Origin of the sequence: Streptomyces sp. NPDC019443, assembly GCF_044389785.1 — a bacterium.
In the GTDB taxonomy this organism is placed as follows: domain Bacteria; phylum Actinomycetota; class Actinomycetes; order Streptomycetales; family Streptomycetaceae; genus Streptomyces.
Genome location: NZ_JBIRYJ010000009.1, coordinates 98,837 through 117,102, shown reverse-complemented (window position 1 = coordinate 117,102; position 18,266 = coordinate 98,837). Strand labels below are relative to the sequence as shown.

At 70.6% G+C, this 18,266-nt stretch carries 15 protein-coding genes; 8 read left to right on the top strand and 7 right to left on the bottom strand.

What is annotated here, in order from left to right; translation table 11 throughout:
* Positions 1-261: 261 nt before the first annotated feature.
* From ACH492_RS26220 to ACH492_RS26210, 3 genes are read left to right on the top strand one after another with little or no spacing between them, the layout of a single operon-like run.
* Entirely contained in the window at positions 262-2,289 is a 2,028-nt protein-coding gene (locus tag ACH492_RS26220; protein ID WP_398990136.1) for an FAD-dependent oxidoreductase, read from the top strand.
* 24 nt (positions 2,290-2,313) lie between these two features.
* The gene (locus ACH492_RS26215) at positions 2,314-2,919 is read left to right on the top strand and encodes a PadR family transcriptional regulator (protein ID WP_398990135.1); all 606 of its coding nucleotides are present in this window, start codon (positions 2,314-2,316) and stop codon (positions 2,917-2,919) included.
* A 41-nt stretch (positions 2,920-2,960) separates the two neighbouring features.
* The gene (locus tag ACH492_RS26210) at positions 2,961-3,146 is read left to right on the top strand and encodes a hypothetical protein (RefSeq protein WP_398990133.1); all 186 of its coding nucleotides are present in this window, start codon (positions 2,961-2,963) and stop codon (positions 3,144-3,146) included.
* Positions 3,147-3,197: 51 nt separating this feature from the next.
* On the opposite strand, the gene ACH492_RS26205 is transcribed toward ACH492_RS26210, so the two are convergent.
* A complete protein-coding gene (locus ACH492_RS26205; protein ID WP_398990132.1) occupies positions 3,198-4,529 on the bottom strand; it encodes a phosphoribosyltransferase family protein in 1,332 nt (443 codons plus the stop codon).
* Positions 4,530-4,614: 85 nt separating this feature from the next.
* Between ACH492_RS26205 and ACH492_RS26200 the strand changes: the two genes are divergently transcribed.
* The gene (locus ACH492_RS26200; protein WP_398990131.1) at positions 4,615-5,403 is read left to right on the top strand and encodes an HAD-IIA family hydrolase; all 789 of its coding nucleotides are present in this window, start codon (positions 4,615-4,617) and stop codon (positions 5,401-5,403) included.
* Positions 5,404-5,423: 20 nt separating this feature from the next.
* Here ACH492_RS26200 and ACH492_RS26195 read toward each other — a convergent pair whose 3' ends face one another.
* The 3 genes from ACH492_RS26195 to ACH492_RS26185 form a co-directional block, all read right to left on the bottom strand.
* Complete coding sequence (locus tag ACH492_RS26195; protein WP_398990130.1) at positions 5,424-5,795, bottom strand: ArsR/SmtB family transcription factor; 372 nt, start codon at positions 5,793-5,795, stop codon at positions 5,424-5,426.
* Between the two features lie 194 nt (positions 5,796-5,989).
* On the bottom strand, positions 5,990-7,072 hold the full coding sequence (locus ACH492_RS26190) for a magnesium and cobalt transport protein CorA (RefSeq protein WP_398990129.1): 1,083 nt from the start codon (positions 7,070-7,072) through the stop codon (positions 5,990-5,992).
* Between the two features lie 139 nt (positions 7,073-7,211).
* Positions 7,212-9,365 (bottom strand): NPCBM/NEW2 domain-containing protein, encoded by a 2,154-nt coding sequence (locus tag ACH492_RS26185; RefSeq protein WP_398990128.1) that lies wholly within the window; start codon positions 9,363-9,365, stop codon positions 7,212-7,214.
* Positions 9,366-9,574: 209 nt separating this feature from the next.
* Here ACH492_RS26185 and htpX point away from each other — a divergent pair, with 209 nt between their 5' ends.
* Both htpX and ACH492_RS26175 read left to right on the top strand, forming a co-directional pair.
* Positions 9,575-10,510: a zinc metalloprotease HtpX gene (gene htpX / locus ACH492_RS26180; RefSeq protein WP_398990127.1), complete on the top strand. Its 936-nt coding sequence runs from the start codon at positions 9,575-9,577 to the stop codon at positions 10,508-10,510.
* A gap of 20 nt (positions 10,511-10,530) precedes the next feature.
* Entirely contained in the window at positions 10,531-11,151 is a 621-nt protein-coding gene (locus tag ACH492_RS26175) for a hypothetical protein (RefSeq protein WP_398990126.1), read from the top strand.
* A 33-nt stretch (positions 11,152-11,184) separates the two neighbouring features.
* On the opposite strand, the gene ACH492_RS26170 is transcribed toward ACH492_RS26175, so the two are convergent.
* Together ACH492_RS26170 and ACH492_RS26165 are read right to left on the bottom strand one after the other, a co-directional pair.
* Positions 11,185-11,925: a PP2C family protein-serine/threonine phosphatase gene (locus ACH492_RS26170; protein ID WP_398990125.1), complete on the bottom strand. Its 741-nt coding sequence runs from the start codon at positions 11,923-11,925 to the stop codon at positions 11,185-11,187.
* Between the two features lie 50 nt (positions 11,926-11,975).
* The gene (locus tag ACH492_RS26165; protein ID WP_398990124.1) at positions 11,976-12,116 is read right to left on the bottom strand and encodes a hypothetical protein; all 141 of its coding nucleotides are present in this window, start codon (positions 12,114-12,116) and stop codon (positions 11,976-11,978) included.
* Between the two features lie 152 nt (positions 12,117-12,268).
* Here ACH492_RS26165 and ACH492_RS26160 point away from each other — a divergent pair, with 152 nt between their 5' ends.
* Entirely contained in the window at positions 12,269-13,306 is a 1,038-nt protein-coding gene (locus ACH492_RS26160) for a M28 family peptidase (RefSeq protein WP_398990123.1), read from the top strand.
* Positions 13,307-13,586: 280 nt separating this feature from the next.
* Entirely contained in the window at positions 13,587-16,022 is a 2,436-nt protein-coding gene (locus ACH492_RS26155; protein ID WP_398990122.1) for a SpoIIE family protein phosphatase, read from the top strand.
* Between the two features lie 163 nt (positions 16,023-16,185).
* On the opposite strand, the gene ACH492_RS26150 is transcribed toward ACH492_RS26155, so the two are convergent.
* On the bottom strand, positions 16,186-18,099 hold the full coding sequence (locus ACH492_RS26150) for a protein-arginine deiminase domain-containing protein (RefSeq protein ID WP_398990121.1): 1,914 nt from the start codon (positions 18,097-18,099) through the stop codon (positions 16,186-16,188).
* Positions 18,100-18,266: the final 167 nt, after the last annotated feature.

Sequence of the window (18,266 nt, the reverse complement as noted above, 5' to 3'; positions counted from 1 at the left end):
CTGCCCCGACCCCGACCCCGATCCCTTGCGAGCCGAGAATCGCCGCGACCCCCAGTGCGCTGAACTGCTGCCATCCCGCCACATGAACACGCTAAGGGTGCGTGACCTGGGCGAAGGGCCAATATCACCCGTACGACTGATTAGCACATTCGTCGGACAGGTGGGCGGCAGAGGCTGGAGAATTGGTTTTGCACCTTGTTGCATAATCGCTGTGGGGCGGCTACAACTGGACTGTCGACCCCTGCGCAAGGAGGCGCCCTGATGAGCCCGACCCCGTACCCGCATCTGCTGAGCCCGCTCGATCTCGGGTTCACCACCCTGTCCAACCGGGTGCTCATGGGCTCCATGCACGTCGGCCTCGAAGAGGCGGAGCGCGGTTTCGAGCGGATGGCTGCCTTCTACGCCGCGCGTGCCCGGGGCGGCGTCGGCCTCATCGTCACGGGCGGCATCGCCCCCAACGACCGGGGCCGTCCGTACGAGGGCGGCGCCAAGCTCACCACCGAGGCCGAGGCGGAAAGCCACCGGACCGTCACCGCCGCCGTGCACGCCGAGGGCGGCAGGATCGCGATGCAGATCCTGCACTTCGGCCGGTACGCGTACCACGCGGACCTCGTGGCGCCGAGCGCCATCCAGGCCCCCATCAGCCCGTTCGTACCGCACGCCCTGACCGACGCCGAGGTCGAGGAGACCATCGACGACTTCGTACGGGCAGCGCAGCTGGCGAAGTCCGCGGGCTACGACGGCGTCGAGATCATGGGCTCCGAGGGCTACTTCATCAACGAGTTCATCGCGAGCGCCACCAATCACCGCACCGACCGCTGGGGCGGCTCGTACGAGAACCGGATACGGCTCCCGCTGGAGATCGTCCGCCGCACGCGTGAGCGGCTCGGCCCGGACTTCATCCTGATCTACCGGCTGTCCATGCTGGACCTGGTGCCCGGCGGCTCCTCGCTGGAGGAGGTGATCACGCTCGCCAAGGAGATCGAGGCGGCCGGAGCGACGATCATCAACACCGGGATCGGCTGGCACGAGGCCCGTATCCCGACCATCGCGACGTCGGTGCCGCGCGGCGCGTACACCTGGGTGACGAAGAAGCTGATGGGGTCCGTGTCGGTGCCCCTGGTGACCAGCAACCGCATCAACACCCCCGAGATCGCCGAGCAGTTGCTCGCCGAGGGGCGTGCGGACATGGTGTCGCTGGCCCGCCCCTTCCTCGCCGACCCGGACTTCGTCGCCAAGGCGAAGGCGGACCGCGCGGAGACCATCAACACCTGTATCGGCTGCAACCAGGCCTGCCTGGACCACACCTTCAGCGGGAAGATCACCTCCTGCCTGGTCAACCCGCGGGCCTGCCACGAGACCGAGCTGGTCCTCTCGCCGACCCGGCTGCGCAAGCGCGTCGCGGTGGTCGGCGCGGGACCTGCCGGGCTCGCCTGCGCGGTCTCGGCCGCCGAGCGCGGACACGAGGTCACGCTCTTCGACGCGGCGGACGAGATCGGCGGGCAGCTGAACATCGCCAAGCGGATCCCGGGCAAGGAGGAGTTCAACGAGACGCTGCGCTACTTCCGTACGCAGCTCGAACTGCACGGCGTCGAGGTGCGTCTTGGCGCCCGCGTCACCGCCGATGACCTCTCGTCGGCCGCGTACGACGAGATCGTCGTCGCCACCGGCGTCACGCCACGGACCCCCGAGATCCCGGGCGTCGACCACCCGAGCGTCGTCAGCTACCTCGACGTCCTGCGCGACGGCGCGCCCGTCGGCGAGCGCGTCGCGGTGATCGGTGCGGGCGGCATCGGCTTCGACGTCGCGGAGTTCCTGACGGACGGCGGCGAGGGCGCGAGCCTGGACGCGGGGACGTACTTCCGGCAGTGGGGCGTCGACACGGACTACAGCGCCCCGGGCGGCCTGACTGCCCCCGAGCGCCCGAAGCCGCCGCGTACCGTCCACCTTCTCCAGCGCAGGACGAGCAAGGTCGGCGCGGGTCTCGGCAAGACGACGGGGTGGATCCACCGTACGGAGCTCAAGCACCGCGGGGTGGCGATGACGGCCGGGGCGACGTACGAGCGGATCGACGACGAGGGCCTGCACGTGAGTGTCGACGGGACGAGGCGGGTCCTGCCCGTCGACACGGTCGTGCTGTGCACCGGGCAGGAGCCGCAGCGCGGACTGTACGAGGAGCTGAGTGCCGCGGGCCGGCCGGTGCACCTGATCGGCGGGGCGGATGTGGCGGCTGAACTGGACGCCAAGCGGGCGATCGACCAGGGCACGCGCCTCGCGGCGACGCTCTGACGCCTCCTGCCTAGGATGCGGGCCATGTCCCTCCCGCACGCGATCCTCACGGCTCTGCTCGAAAAGCCCTCGTCGGGGCTGGAGCTGACCCGCCGTTTCGACAAGTCGATCGGCTACTTCTGGTCGGCCACGCATCAGCAGATCTACCGCGAGCTGGGGAAGCTGGAGCAGGCGGGTCAGATCCGCGCGCTGCCGTCCGCGCAGCCGACCCGCGGGCAGAAGAAGGAGTACGAAGTCCTGCCCGCGGGCCGTGAGGAACTGACCGCGTGGGTCGGGCGCTCCGAGGACCCGAAGCCGGTCCGCGACCCGCTGCTGCTGCGGCTGCGCGCCGCAGGGGTGGTCGGCAGCGCGGGCCTGGAGGCAGAGCTCGGCCGTCATCTTGCCCTGCACCAACGGCAGTTGGCGCAGTACGAGGCGATCGAGGCGCGCGACTTCCCGCCGGAGCGGCAGTCGACGGAGCAGGACAGGCTGCGGCATCTGGTGCTGCGGAGCGGGATCGAGCTGGAGACGTTCTGGACGAAGTGGCTGACGGAGGCGCTGGCCGGCCTCAGGCCCGGGGCTGTCGACGACCGGGGTGTCGGGTGCGGGACTTCCGTCCCGGGGGTGACGGGCGCCGCCGGGACGGAGTAGGCCGAAATGCGACACCTGACGGCCCGTGAGATTGTCGCGGCGTGACGGTTTCCTTGATCGCCGCCTTCTCCGCGGCCGCGCTCGCCCTGCTGCTGAAGTCTGTCTTCGGCCTCTGTCGCGCCGTCGGCAGCACCGACCCGTCCGCGGAGGCCCACTCCGTGAGGCTGGCGCTGTACGGCTGCGGCATCGCCGTGCTGACGCTGGGCATGTTCATCGCCCTGGCGTGAGGGGACGCCTGCCCGACTGCCAGTGGGGATTCAGTGGGGATGACGTCAGCGTCACCGCATGGGATGACTCGCCGCCAAGTGGCTGGTGAACCAGTCCCGGGCCAGGTCCGCGACCTCGTCAAGGGCGCCGGGTTCCTCGAAGAGATGCGTGGCGCCCGGGACGACCTCGAGCCGGTTCTCGCAACGCAACTCCGCCTGGGCCTGGCGGTTGAGGTCGAGCACCATCGTGTCGCGGCCGCCCACGATCAGCAGCGTGGGCGCGCGTACGTCGGCGAGGTGCGGCCCGGCGAGGTCGGGACGGCCGCCGCGGGAGACCACGGCGGCGATGTCCGCGTCGGTGTCGCCATCGGCACCTGAAGAAGCGGAGGCGCCGAATGACGCGGCGGCCCGCAGTGCAGCCGCGGCTCCGGTGCTCGCCCCGAAGTAGCCGATCCGGGCCGACTCGCGCTCCCGCAGCCAGCGGGTGGCGTCCGCCAGCCGCCCGGCCAGGGTTTCGATGTCGAAGACGTTCGCCCGGTCGGCTTCCTCGGCCGGGGTGAGCAGGTCGAAGAGCAGGGTGCCCAGGCCCGCCCGGTTCAGGGCGGCCGCCACCAGCCGGTTGCGCGGGCTGTGCCTGCTGCTGCCGGATCCGTGGGCGAACATCACGATCTCCTCGGTGCCCCGAGGCAGGGTGAGGTCCCCGGCCAGCCGGACCCCGCCGGCGTCCACCGCGACCTCGGTCTCATCCCCGGCCCGGTCCTCGTCACCCCGCGCGGCCGCCTGCGCGAGCAGGGCGACGACCTCCTCGTCGGGGGTCTGGGAGAAGTCCTGGTACCACTCGCCGACTGCCCTGAACGCCCTCGGCGTGGACAGGCACACCACTTCGTCCGCCTCGGTGCGCAGCCAGGCGACCGCGTCCGGAGGCGCCACCGGCACGGCCAGCACCACGCGGGCGGCGCCCTGCGCCCGTACCACCTCGCACGCCGCCGCGGCCGTCGCGCCGGTGGCGATCCCGTCGTCCACGACGATCACCGTGCGGCCGCCGATGGCCGACCGCGGCCGGTCCGCGCGGAACCGCTTCGCCTGCCGTGCGAGCTCCGCCTCCTCGGCGTGCTCGACCGTTTCGAGTTCGTCCCGGCCGACTCCGCTGCGGCGGACGATGTCGTCGCTGATGACCCGTACCCCGCCCTCGCCGATCGCGCCGTACCCCAGCTCGCGGTGGTACGGAACCCCGAGCTTGCGGACCACGATCACATCGAGTGGTGCGCCGAGTGCCTGCGCCACCTGGGAGGCGACCGGGACTCCGCCTCGCGGCAGGCCCAGGACGACGGGATTCTCCCCCCGTACGTGCCGTAGCGCTTCGGCAAGTCGGCGTCCCGCATCCATGCGATCGGTGAACAGCACAGCGGTTCACTCCCATCCCTTTCGTAATAACCCCATATGTGGCTGTTTCGCAAGCGGGAGTCGAGCCGGCGATACGGTCGGTCGCATGGAACGAATCGGAGCGGTCCTGATCGACATCGACGGCGTGCTCACGGTGTCCTGGAAGCCGCTGCCCGGCACCGTCGAGGCCATGGGACGGCTGCGCGCCGCCGGCCTTCCGCTGGCGCTCGTCACCAACACCACCTCACGGACCCGCGCGTCGATCGCCGCGAAGCTGGCAGGGGAGGGCTTTCCCGTCGGCGTAGACGACATCCTCACCGCACCCGCCGTCACCGCCGCGTACCTGCGGGAGCACTACCCGGGGGCCCGCTGTCTGCTGCTCAGCAGCGGCGACGTCCGTGACGATCTCGAGGGCGTGACACTCGTCGACGGGGAGGAGGATGCGCCCCCGGATGTGGTCGTCTTCGGCGGCGCGGGCGGCGAGTTCAGTTACGCGGCCCTCAATGCCGCCTTCCGTCATGTGCAGCGCGGCGCCGCGCTGATCGCCATGCACCGCAACCTCTACTGGCGTACCGCGGACGGGCTCGACCTCGACACCGGGGCCTTCCTCCTGGGGCTGGAGCGAGCCGCCCGCGTCGAGGCGGAGGTCACCGGCAAACCCGCCGCTTCGTTCTTCGCCACCGCCCTGGCGTACCTGGGTGCCACCGCGTCCGAAGCGCTGATGGTCGGCGACGACATCGAATCCGACGTGCTGGCGGCGCAGCGCAGCGGAATCACCGGCGTACTGGTCAGGACGGGCAAGTACCTGCCCGAGACGCACCGGGCGGCCGACGGCACACCGGACCACGTGCTCGACTCGTTCGCCGACCTTCCAGCACTGCTGGAGCATGAGTGACTGGGCTGCATCGGGGCCGGTCAGTCGGCGTACTGCCCCAGTATCTTTCCCATCGCGGCAAGCACGGAGGGCTCGACCCGGTAGTACACCCAGGTGCCACGCCGCTCGGAGGTGAGCAGGCCCGCCTCCCTGAGCTTTTTCAGATGGTGGGAGACGGTCGGCTGCGAGACGCCGACGTCGGAGATGTCGCATACGCAGGCCTCACCGCCCTCGTGGGAGGCCACCGCCGAGAACAGCCTCAGGCGCACCGGGTCGCCGAGCGCCTTGAACATGGCGGCGGTGCGGACCGCTTCCTCCGCCGTGAGGGGGCGCTCGGTCAGCGGCGGGCAGCACGGCTCGACATCCAGGTCGACATCCGGCTCCAGCAGCGGCAACGCCTTAACATTCGACATACGTCTATGTTGACACATGTCGAACCAGCCGGCCGAGACTCGGCGATCACCTGCCGGAGGGAGGCGGCCAGGACCGCCACGTTCTCGGTCCGCCGGACAAACGGGGTCGGACAACGAGGAGCCAGTACCCAACACATCCTCGCCCGCACCTCCGGCCGGGGCGAACGGCGCGTCAGAGCCGTTCGAACGGAGCGTCAGAGCCAGCCGTTGCGGCGGAAGCTGCGGTGGACGACGAAGCAGGCGATGACCATGACACCGAGAACGAGGGGGTATCCGTAGGTCCAGCGCAGCTCCGGCATGTGGTCGAAGTTCATGCCGTACACACCGCAGACCATGGTCGGCACGGCGATGATCGCCGCCCATGCGGTGATCTTGCGCATGTCCTCGTTCTGGGCGACCGTCACCTGCGCGAGGTGGGCCTGGAGGATCGAGTCGAGCAGGGCGTCGAACGACGTGATCTGCTCGGTGACGCGGGCCAGATGGTCGGCGACGTCACGGAAGTACGGCTGTATGTCCGGGCCGACCGGCGGCATCGGCTGGGTGGCGAGGGCCTGCAACGGCCGGCCCAGCGGCGCCACCGCGCGCTTGAGCTCCAGCAGTTCGCGCTTGAGCTGGTAGATGCGGCCCGCGTCGCCGCGGCCCGCGTGCTCGGTGAAGACGGTGCTCTCGACGGCGTCGATGTCGTTCTGCACGGCGTCCGCCACGGCGAGGTAGTCGTCGACCACATGGTCGGCGATGGCGTGCAATACGGCGGCGGGGCCCTTGGCCAGCTGCTCGGGGGTGTCCTCCAGGGCCTCCCGGAGCGGGCCGAGCGAGCCGTGCCTGCCGTGCCGGACGGTGATCACGAAGTCGGGCCCCGTGAAGATCATGAGCTCGCCGGTGTCCACCACCTCGCTGGTGGCGGTGAGCTCCTCGTGCTCGACGTAGCCGCAGGTCTTGAAGACGGCGAACAGGGTCTCGTCGTACCGCTCCACCTTGGGCCGCTGATGGGCGACCACCGCGTCCTCGACGGCCAGCGGATGCAGACCGAACAGCTCGGCAACCCCGGCGAACTCCGTTTCGGAGGGCTCGTGCAGCCCGATCCAGACGAAGCCGCGGCCGGACTTGCGGACCCGCCGCAGCGCCTCGTCGACCGGGCCGGTGTCGGGCTGCCGTACGCCGTCCTCGTAGACCACGCAGTTGACCACCGTGCTGCCCAGCGGGGAGCGAGCCGGGTGGCTCAGGTCCACGGTCCTGCGGTAGGCGCGGCGCACGGCGTGGCGGAGATTGCGGATCATCGGCACAGCTGGCTCCTTCGGACAACCAGTCGCCAGTTTGCCACCGCCCGACCGGTGACAAGCGACCGGTACATCTGACCGGAAACAGACAGGACCGGTTATGGGCAGCGGCAGACCCGGTCCGCCGCTGCCCAGGGGCTCAGCCGCAGGTCAGGATGGGCGCTGCCCAGTCGGCGTGGTCGTAGTTGACGCCGTCGCCGCTGTCGGTGACGACCAGTCTCAGCTCCAGGCCGCCGGCGAGATCCGCCGTGAGCGTCCTCGTGGCGTCGGCTCCGGTGAGGCGGCCGCTGTCGGCGACCTTGGTGGCGTCCCGGTAGATCTGGAAGACCACCGACCCGTTCGTACCGCCCGACTCGTCGTCGATGCCGACGGTGGCGGTGAGCTTGGTGCAGCTGCCGCCGAGGTAGTACGTGATGTCGCTCGCCGCGTGTGTGCCGAGGCCCTTGGCGTAGGTGGTGCCGTTGAGGGTCAGGGTCCGGCCGTCGCCCGCGGCCTTCTCGCCGTTGCTGCGGTCGCGCTCCACCGGCCCCCAGCCGTTCGCGGACGAGGCCCATGCGAGGTCGCTGAGCGCATGGCTGCCGGCCGCCGGGCCGCTGCCGCAGACCAGCTTGGCGTCCGCCCAGTCGGCGTGGTCGTAGTTGATGCCGTCGCCGCCGTCGGTGACGACCAGCCTCAGTTTCGTACCGCCGGTGAGGTCGGCGCTCAGGCGCCTGGGCGGATCGTTCGCCGTGCGCACGCCGCTGTCGGCGACCAGGGCGGCGTCGCGATAGACCCGGAAGACGACCGATCCTCCCGCCGTCGACTCGTCGTCCACGCCGACGTCGACGGTGAACGACCGGCAGTCGCCACCCAGGTGGTACGTGATGTCGCTTGCCGCGTGTGTGCCGAGGCCCTTGGCGTAGGTGGTGCCGTTGACGGTGAGGGTGCGGCCGTCGCCCGCGGTCTGCTCGCCGTTGCTGCGGTCGCGTTCCACCGGCCCCCAGCCGTTGATCGCCGACGTCCACGGCAGATCGCTGACCTGCTGGATCCCGGCGGGCGGCGGGACCGGAGCGCCCGGCGTCACCCGGTACATCACGGTCCCGTGGGCGGGCACCGAGGCGCTGATCGTGCCCGTGGTGGTGCCGGTCTGCTTGGACCACAGGTCCTTGAGCGCGTACGAGGAGGCGCCGCCGATCCCGATCGCCCGGACCGTCGTCGAGATCGTCTTCGCCGAGGTCGTCTCATTGGTCAGCGTCACCGAACGGCTGCCGTCCGCCAGCGGCTTGGACATCACCACAAGACCGCCGGAGCTGGACACCACCGTGCCCTGCTTGCCCAGACTGTCCTGGTCGACCGCGATGACGTCGGTGTTCTTCAGGATCGCGAGGGTCGCGGGTGAGGCGCCGCGCAGATCACTGCCGATCAGCAGCGGCGCGGCCATCTGCGCCCAGAGGCTGAAGTGGGTGCGGTACTCGGTGTCGGTCATCCCGCCGTTCCCGACCTCGAGCATGTCGGGGTCGTTCCACGCCCCGGGCTTGGCGTACGGCGCGAGCCCCTGGTTCTGGTGCGCGATGCCGATCATGCTGGACCAGGAATCGCTGATGTCCCCGGTCGTACGCCATGAGTTGCCGACGTCCGCCGCCCAGTTCCAGGGCTGGTTCTCCCCCCATTCGCAGATGCTGTAGAGAATCGGCCGCCCGGTGGCCTTCAGCGCGTCGGCCATGGCGGTGTAGCGCTGCTTGGCGTCGGCGCCGGTGTTGTTGCAGTTGTCGTACTTCAGGTAGTCCACGCCCCAGGACGCCCACAGGTCGGCATCCTGCTGCTCATGCCCGAGGCCGCCCGGAAAGCCTTGTACGTCGCAGGTCTTGGTGCCGGCACTGGAGTAGATGCCGAACTTGAGGCCTTTGGAGTGCACATAGTCCGCAACTGCCTTGATCCCATTGGGGAAGCGGACCGGATCGGGGACGAGGTTCCCGTTCGCGTCGCGCTGCGGCAGGGCCCAGCAGTCGTCGATGTTGACGTAGGTGTACCCGGCGTCCTTGAGTCCCTGGGACACGAAGACGTCGGCGATGCCCTTGACCATGGCCTCGTTGAACTCGGCCCGGCAGTGGGTGGAGTTCCAGTTGTTGAACCCCATCTGGGGCGTACGCGCGAGCCCATTGTCGACGGTGGCGGCGGGAGGAGTGGCGGCGGCGGGGGGAGCGGCGGCGACCTGCCCGGTGACGGCGACGGCCGCGCCGGCTGTGAGGAGCCCGAGCGTCGTGGCGAAGGCGGCCAGACGGGCGCTCAAGGGGGTGTGTCGTTCGGCATGCATGTGCGGCTCCGAGGGGGGTGATTGGCACACAAGCAAACGGGGACGAACGAAAGCCACCACATCTCAGCGCCGCGCCAGGTCCATGTCAAGACATCGCGCACGCCCTGCCGGACGAGGCAGCCAAGGCCCCTTTATCCCGTATATAGCCGCGAAAGGGGCACACTGAAGGGAGAAACACGGCGGCAGGGCTCCGTCTGGAGGGTGATCACATGGCCGGTCGGACGACGGTGGGGAGGGGGCCCCGGTCCCGCTACGCCCCGGATCGGGGACTCACCACCCGCATGGTGACGACGATGTTCCTGATCGGGCTGGTCTACGTGGTCTTCGTGGGTGTGCTGCTGGCCGTTCTGCGCGGCTCGTGGCCGATCATCCTGGTGATCGCGGGCGGGCTGTTCATCGTTCAGTTCTGGTTCAGCGACCGCATCGCGGCCTTCAGCATGGGCGCCCGCGAGGTCACCCCGGAGCAGGCGCCCGAGCTGCACGGCGCCGTCGACCGTATCTGCGCCCTCGCCGACATGCCCAAGCCGCGCGTCGCGATCGCCGACAGTGATCTGCCGAACGCCTTCGCCGTAGGCCGTAATGAGAGCACCGCCCTGGTCTGCGCCACCACCGGCCTGCTGCGCCGCCTGGAGCCGGAGGAGCTGGAGGGCGTGCTCGCGCACGAGCTGTCGCACGTCGCCCACCGCGATGTCGCCGTGATGACCATCGCGTCGTTCCTCGGCGTCCTCGCGGGCGTGATGACCCGTGTCGCGGTCTGGGGCGGCTTCGGCCGGCCGGACAGCAGCCGCGACCCCAACGCCGCGATCGCCATGCTGCTCATTCCCGTGGTCAGCGCGGCCGTGTACGTGCTCAGCTTCCTGCTGACCCGGCTGCTCTCCCGCTACCGCGAGCTCTCCGCCGACCGCGCCGCCGCGATGCTGACCGGCCGCCCCTCCGCGCTCGCCTCCGCGCTCACCAAGGTGACCGGCGAGATCGCGGCGATCCCGACGCGGGACCTGCGCAAGGCTGAGCCGTTCAACGCCTTCTGGTTCGCGCCGGCCTTCTCCTCCAAGGAGAGCCTGAGCAGGCTGCTCTCCTCGCACCCGACGCTCGAGCAGCGACTGGACCAGCTGGGCAGGATCTCGGCGCAGCTCGGCCGCCCGTGACGACGAACTGAGGTTCATTCGTGGGACTCCTCGACACCATCCTCGGCCGCAGCAAGCCGGTACGCCCCGACCTCGACCAGCTCTTCGGCCTGCCCGCCGCCGCGATCACCCTCCAGGCGGGCGCCGGATTCACCCCGACCGGTGTCGGCTCGGTGTGCTTCGCCAGCGTCGAGGGCGGGGCCTTCGCCCAACTCCAGGAGGACGTAAGGGAGTTGCTCGACGCGGACACCGGCCGCGGCGGCATCCCGGTCGAGTTCAGCCAGGACGCGTACGGCTACACCTGGCTCCTCGCCCGCCAACCCGCCAGCGACACGGCCTCCCTGGTCAACGACCTGCACGCGGTCAACACCCTCCTCGAGGACGCCGGTTTCGGTCCGCAGCTGCTCTGCTCCCTGATCGCCTTCTGCGAGGCCACCGGGGATCGCGCGCTGGCGCTGGTCTATCTCTACAAACGCGGCACCTTCTACCCCTTCGCGCCGCTTCCCGGAGCGGCGGAGAAGCGCGACAACGCCCTGGAACTCCAGGCGAAGGCGCTGCTCACGGACGACCTGCGCATCGAGACGGACCTGGCTCGGTGGTTCCCGGTGTGGGGAGCGCCGGGGCTGGGCGGGACGGGCCACGTCCCCACGACGGATCCGTAGACCGAGTCCCTGCTGGGACGACACGTAAGGGCTCTATTCGCCGATGCGTACCAGCGCGAACGTGATGTTGTCCGGCCCTCCGGCCGCGATCGCCGCCTTCCACAACTCGAAGGCGGCCCTGCCGTCGTCGTGCACCCGCAGCAGCCCGTCGAGCTCATCGTCAGGCACCGGGTCGGTCAGCCCGTCGGTGCACACCAAGTAGCGATCGCCTACGGACAGCGCCGAGGCAGCCACATGGGGCGTGATCGCGTTGAACGTGTGGCTGCCGCCGAGCGTCTGTGTGACGGCTGACGTGGTGCGCTGTCCCGGCCGCAGGGGCGGGCTGTCGTCCACGCTCACCTGGCGAAGCCCGTTCTGAGCCGCGTCGAACACCTTGCTGTCGCCGACGTTGAACGTCAGCAGCGACTCCGTCAGGACGACGGCACCCGCGACCGTGGTCCCCATGGTGACCAGCTCAGGATGGTCGCGAGCGGCCGAGTACACCGCGTGATTGCAGAGGTCCAAGGCGTCACTGACGGCTTCCTCGTCGTCCAACGAGGGGCCGAGCGAGGCGAGTTGGCGGACCACCAGCGCACTGGCCACTTCGCCGGCGGGCTGCCCGCCGAGTCCGTCGGCGACCGCGACGACGAGTGGTGTGCCGATGGGGAACAGCAGCGTCTGCGGATTCTCGGTCACGGTGCCGCACAGCGTCCACGGCCCGACGACGAGGCTGTCCTCGTTGTGTTCGCGGACCAGCCCGACATGGCTCAACGCAGTCACTGCTATGTACGGCACCGGAATGTCCCGCCTCTCGGCAACGGCAGGCGTGCCCTTCACCACCATTGTTACGCCGCGGACGCCCGCGCGGAGAAGGCGGACGAGGCGGACGAGGAAGTGATCCAGCCCCGCAGCAGCTCCGTGGTCACGGCGACCTGCACGCCGCCGGTACTGCACTGGTGCGCGCCGGGCGCGTCCATGTCTGCCATGGCGGCAGACTGGGGGGACCGTCCGCCGGCACAGCGGTCCGTGGCCGCGGCCCGCGCGGCGGCCACCCGGTGGGCCGAGCCCTCGACGGCATTCGGCTGCTGTGCACCGAGCTGTTCTGCACCGACGAAGGCGAAGGCGGTGAACCCGTGCCATGGACCTCGCCCCCGACGTACCCGCGCTTGTACGTGAACTGACCCGGCGGGCCGACCCCCTGCGCCTGCGCCATGACGTGGAGTACCTCGCCGACCGCCCGCGCAGCCGCATCCGCGCCCCCGAAGCCATGCTGCGTGCCGAGGCCCGTGTCACGAGTGAACTGGCCGCCGCGGGCTGGCGGACCGAGCGCCGGCCCTTCGACGTACGGTGGCGACTGGGCCTCACCGACCGCCACGGCCGTCGGGCGCGCGCGCTCACACTCCGCATGCACCGGCGGCTGACCGGCGCGAACCTCGTGGCCGAGCTGCCGGGAGGCGACGACCGCCCGACGGTGGTGGTCGGAGCGCACCTGGACACCGTCGCCGGATGCCCCGGCGCCGACGACAACGCCTCCGGCGTCGCCGCGCTGCTGGAGATCGCCCGCCTCCTCGGCGGGCTGCCGCGACCGCCCGCGGTCACCCTCATGTTCTTCGACATGGAGGAGCTGGGGATGATCGGTTCCCGGTTCGCCGCCCGGCGGCCGGGCTGTACCCGGCAGGTCGCGGGCATGATCTGCCTCGAGTCCGTCGGCTTCTTCGCGAACGAGCCCGGAACCCAGCTGCTGCCCGCCGGGTTCGGCATGGCCTTCCCGCGTGTGGCCGCCGCGGTCCGCTCGGCCGGGCAACGGGGCGACTTCACCCTCCTTGTCCACCGGCGCTCGACGGCGGCGGCGGCCTCCCTGTGGCGCCGGGCAGCGGGCGCCGCCGAGCCCCCGCTGCCCGTCGTCACCCTGCGCGACCCGCGACCGGACGGCCCGCTGGGGGCGCTCGTCGGCCTCGCCGTGCCGCCGGTGAGCCATCTCGACCGAAGTGACCACGCGGCCTTCTGGAACGCGGGGATTCCGGCCCTGATGCTCACCAGCACGGCGAACTTCCGGAACCGCAATTACCACCGGCCGACCGACACTCCGGACACCATCGACTACCGGCGTCTGGCGGACGTCGCCGTGGCGACCGCCGCCACGGTCGCGTTCTGGCCTGCCGGCGGGACCGGTTGATCCCGGTCTCCACCCGTCTCGGGCGGCCGAGATCAGCGGAACCACCGTAGAAGCCAGCACGCGGCCCCAGCCTTCCCTACGCTGGATACGACTGGTCCCATACGCATGACGAGGTGGGTGGGCCACCTCGGAGGGCGACTCGGCCGGCGAAGACTGGTCGGAGGCGAGGGATGATGAGGCGTGGCGTTATCCAGCCACGGTTGCACCCGGTGATCCGAGCAGACCGTGCCCACTCCCGGGCAGACCGTGCCCACTCCCGGCTACGGGGGCGCTGCGAGCCGTGAGAGAGAAGATCCGGGTATTCGGCGGGGCGGTGCTGGCCGCTGTCTATGTGCTGGGCAAGAGGGACGACAGTCTGCGACTGGTGGAATGGGTCGGAGACTCCGGTGCCATGTACGGGCTGTCGTCCCTCTATCCCCTGTCGGGTCATGCACCCGTCGTGGAAGCCTTCCGCACCGGCCGCGCCCTGTGGTTGAACGGGGAAGGACTCGCCGCGTACCGCGAGGACCCCGGCGAGGCCCCTGAGCAGACGCTGCCCGCCGACATCTCGCTGGGCGCACTGCCGCTCGGAGCGAACGGCACTCCGCTGGGCTGCCTGGTCGTCGTGGACGACGTCAGCAATGGCTTCGACGCCGAACGGCGCAACTTTCTGGAGCTCTACGCCGACCAGGTCGCCGCATGGCTCGAAGCGACCGGCGAACCGAACAGTCACGCCATCGGCCGTACGGGCGCCCGGCCGGTACTGGGCCCTGCCCTGGAGCGCCTCCGTGTCGGTTCCTTCACCCTGGTCCTCAGCAGCGGGCAGATCGAAGCGGACGACCGGGTCCTCGACCTCGTCGACATCCCCAGGGGCGAATTCGACGGACGTGTCGAGACCCTGCTGGCGCACACCGTTCCTGACGACCTGCCCGCGCTCATGTCCATCGTCGAGCCGGGCCATATGACATCCGGCGGCCGGGACCTCGAATTCCGTGTCCGCCGCCCCACCGGCGAGCTGCGCTGGCTGCGCCTGCGGTGCCGCGTGCTGGCGGACGGCGCCGGCAGGCCGGAGCGGGTGCTCGGCGTGGTCGCCGACGCCTCGCATCTGCGGCCCAGCGCGGACGAGGTCTCCCGGGTGCAGCAACTGTCCGTCGCTCTGGCCGGTGCGATGACCGTCCGGGACGTCAGCAGGGCCGTGGTCGCCGCCCTGCGCGACCCGCTGGGAGCCGATCGGGTGGCTCTCGCCGAACTCGAGGGGGACCGGCTGGTGGTCACGGTCCTCGACCCGCCGGAACCCGACGCCTGGCCTGAGCTATGGCGGTCCGAATGGCGGTCCGAGTGGCCCGATGCGCCCGCCTACGCCCTGCCCACGCTGGAGGCCGCACTGCGCGAGGGCCGCGCGAGCCTGTGGACGGCGGGCTCCGACCTCGAACCGGGGCTCCTCGGCATCGGCCCCGGCGGCCTCGCCGTCCTGCCGATCCCGGCCGAAGGCCGGGTGGTCGGCGGGTGCCTGGTCGGATGGGACGAGCCGCACGCGTTCGGCCCCGAGGAACGGTCCATGCTCACCGCGACCGCGGGCCTGGTGGGGCAGGCACTGGTACGCGCCCGTGCGTTCGACGCCGAGCACGAGCTCGCGACGACGCTTCAGCGCAGCCTGCTGCCGCGCAAGCTTCCGCGACTGCCCGGCGCGGTGGCTGTCGCCCGCTATCTGCCCGCGACAGTGGGACTCGAGGTGGGTGGCGACTGGTACGACGTGATCCCGCTGTCCGAGAACCATGTGGCGCTGGTCGTCGGGGACGTACAGGGGCACAACGCCGTCGCCGCGACGATCATGGGCCAGATGCGTACGGCGATCAGGGCCTACGCCGTGGAGGGCCACCCGCCCGACGTGGTCGTCTCCCGCGCCAATCACCTGCTCGTCGGCATGGAGACCGACCTCTTCGCCACCTGCTGCTATGTCGCCATCGACATGGAGGAGGGCAATGCCTGGTGCGTCCGGGCCGGGCACCTGCCGCCGTTGCTGCGTGCCCCGGAAGGCGTCACCCGGGAGGTCGAGGTCGAGGGCGGGCCTCCGCTGGGCGTGCTCGCGGAGGCCCAGTTCCCGATGACCGCGGTCGCTCTGGCTCCCGGCGCGGTTCTCGCCCTGCTGACGGACGGCCTGGTCGAGTCGTCGAGCCTTCACCTGGATGACGGCATGCGCCGTGTGTGCGACGCGCTCTCCACCGCCGACCCCTCCGACGCCGGGCGGATGGCCGATGAGCTGCTCGGCGGGGTCAACCGGCGCGACGACGACGTGGCGCTGCTGCTCATGCGCTACGACGGGCTGGGAGTCCGGCCGCTCCGGGTGGCCTGGACGGTGTGGAGGCTGCCCGACGCGGTCGCGCACGCGCGCCGTTTCACCTCCCGTACTCTGCGCTCCTGGCGCGCGACGGACGAGCGCGTGATGGGGCAGTCGGACACGGTCCTGCTGACCGTCTCCGAGCTGGTCACCAATGCCCTCGTGCACACCCAGGGCCCGGTGCGCCTCGACCTCATGCTGGCCGGGGACCGGCTACGGGTGGCGGTGAGCGACACATCGCCGCGCGCGCCCGTCAAACCCGCGAGTATGGACTGGGAGGCGACCGGCGGCCGGGGGATCCTGCTGGTCGAGGCGGTGTCGGCGTCGTACGGCTCCGTGCCGCTCAGCGGCGGCAAGCAGGTGTGGGCCGAGGTCGTCCTGCCACCGCGCGAGCCCTGACCGGCCGGGCTCCGACCGGCCAGGTTCCGACCGACCGGGTTCCGACCGACCGGGTTCCGACCGACCGGGTTCCGACCGGCCGGGTTCCGACCGGCCGGGTGGTGCGCACGCCCGCCGTGACGGGCATGCGCACTCGAGTTCACCGCTCCGAACCACCGGCTTGCTACGGCTTCCACCATGCGGCAGAGGCATCGCGCAGAGTGTTCGTGCCGCAGTGCACCTCGCCCATGCCGACGTGATACGTGTGCCAGTCGTCGATGTACGACACCTTCATGCCCGCCCCGGTGTACGCATCGGTCACGGCGGAGGTGAATATGTCCTTGCCGCCGATGACCGGACCCCATTGCCGCGGGGCCAGGTAGCGGTCCCGGCCGAGCAGGATCCCGTTGACCGCACCCGGAACGTAGGCGCTGGTCATGACGGCTTCCGCGGCCGCAGCGCGGTCGTCGTGGCTCGAAAGCTCCTTCTGCTGCCCGTACTCGCGGACCGCGTCCGGTACCTTGCCGGCGCCCATCCGCGACAGCCGCGGCATGCGGTCGCCCCGCTCGTCGTCTCCCGTACCCCGCGTGTACAGGGCGGGCACCCGTACCACCTCGGCGTCCGTCACACCCGTCTCGCGCTTGAGCACCTCCAGATTCGCCGCGATCCGCTTCGCGGCCATGGTGTTGTCGGCCACCAGCCACTTGGAGGCGAGCGCCTGGTCGATGGTCTCCTTGGGGGCGGGCAAGTCCTTGCTCCCCGGCACGGAGAACATCCGCGTCCTGCCGTGGCCGGCCTGCTGCGCCTCGCGCAGCAGCCGCAGCCCCGCTTCGGGATCGGCAATGGAAATCTTCCAGCCGCGCGGCGTGTCCGCGGGGAGGAACTGGACGAACTCGTCCACGTGCCCCACATGCAGCCATGAGGTGTCCAGGAGCAGCGGGTCCTGGAAGCCCTGGGACTTCAGCAGCGTCCGCATCACCTGCGCGGGCTTCGAGCCGTTGTCCTTGCGCTCGCCCATGATGATGCGCCCGGCGGGGAAGGACCGGCCGCCGTGGTCGTACGGAGGGATGGTCTCCAGATTCCCCATCGAGTTGAGGGTCCACTCCTCCGAGTCGCGGACCCCGGACACCTGCACCACGCCCACGCCGTTGCCGCGCAGCTTCTCGAACAGCTCCCGGCCGGCCGGGCGGTCCGCCTGCGCGGACCGCAGCATCACGCGTATCACCTGCCGGCGCCCACCGGGGCCGGTCATGCTCACGTAGCCGGGCTCGACGAAGTCCTGCGCCCAGACGTCCCCGTACTTGTCGAAGGTCGCCAACGGCTTGTCGATCCCGGCCGACTTGACCTCCGCCGCGAGGCCCTTGACGAACGCCTGCTGCCGACGCGCGTATTCGTCCTTCCCAGGCACCTTGGTGACCAGCAGCTGCTGCGCGTTCTGCAGGTGATGATGCGTCAGCAGCGGGGCGACCCGCAGGGTGACCTCGTCGGAGGTGCTCTTCCCGCCGGAGGCCACGGTCAGACGGATCACGGAGCGACCGCCCCAGCGGGCGTTGTCGCGTATCACGTCGGTGCTCTCGACCCCGAATTCCACACCTGCGCGGAGCTCGGCGGCGGACAGGCGGGTCTTGGCCGTTACCCAGGTCCAGCCGGTGGAGCGTTTGACGAAGATCCGCGTGTTCTTGGCGCCGGCCACGACCTTCAGGGCGCCCGTAGCCGTGGCGGGCAGGTTCGCCATCGGCACGGAACGCACCCGGGCCAGGTCGGCTGTGTCGGCGGAGCCGTTCACCGTGGTGTCAGCCGCGTCGTTGCACGCGGCAAGCTTGGCATCCGGGAGCGGCTTGCCGCCCGGGCCTTTGACCGCGCACCGCTTGGTGTCGTCGTCGATATTGGGGAGGAAGACCGCTCCCCTCGCGGGGGACCAGCCGTCCTCACCGCTGGTGTCCGTCGTACCGTCGACGTCCACCCGCCCGTCCCGGTTGACGTCCGCCCGGAGGTCGACCCGGGGCGGCTCGGCGGCGAACGCCGGTGACACGGGCGCCAGTACGGCCCCGATGACGGTGATGGCCAGTGCCGCGTGTCTCGCATGGCTCGTACTCAAGTTGCGTCCCTTCCTCAGGCTCGGTGCTACCGAGCCCGAAGAGGACAGGGACGCGTGGTGCGTTGCCTTCCGGCGCCGGGATCATCCCGGAGGCATGCGTGAGTACGGCTGGCGGAGGAGGCGGTGTCAGCCCAGGGCATGACGAAGAATCAGGGGTCTTGGGGTAT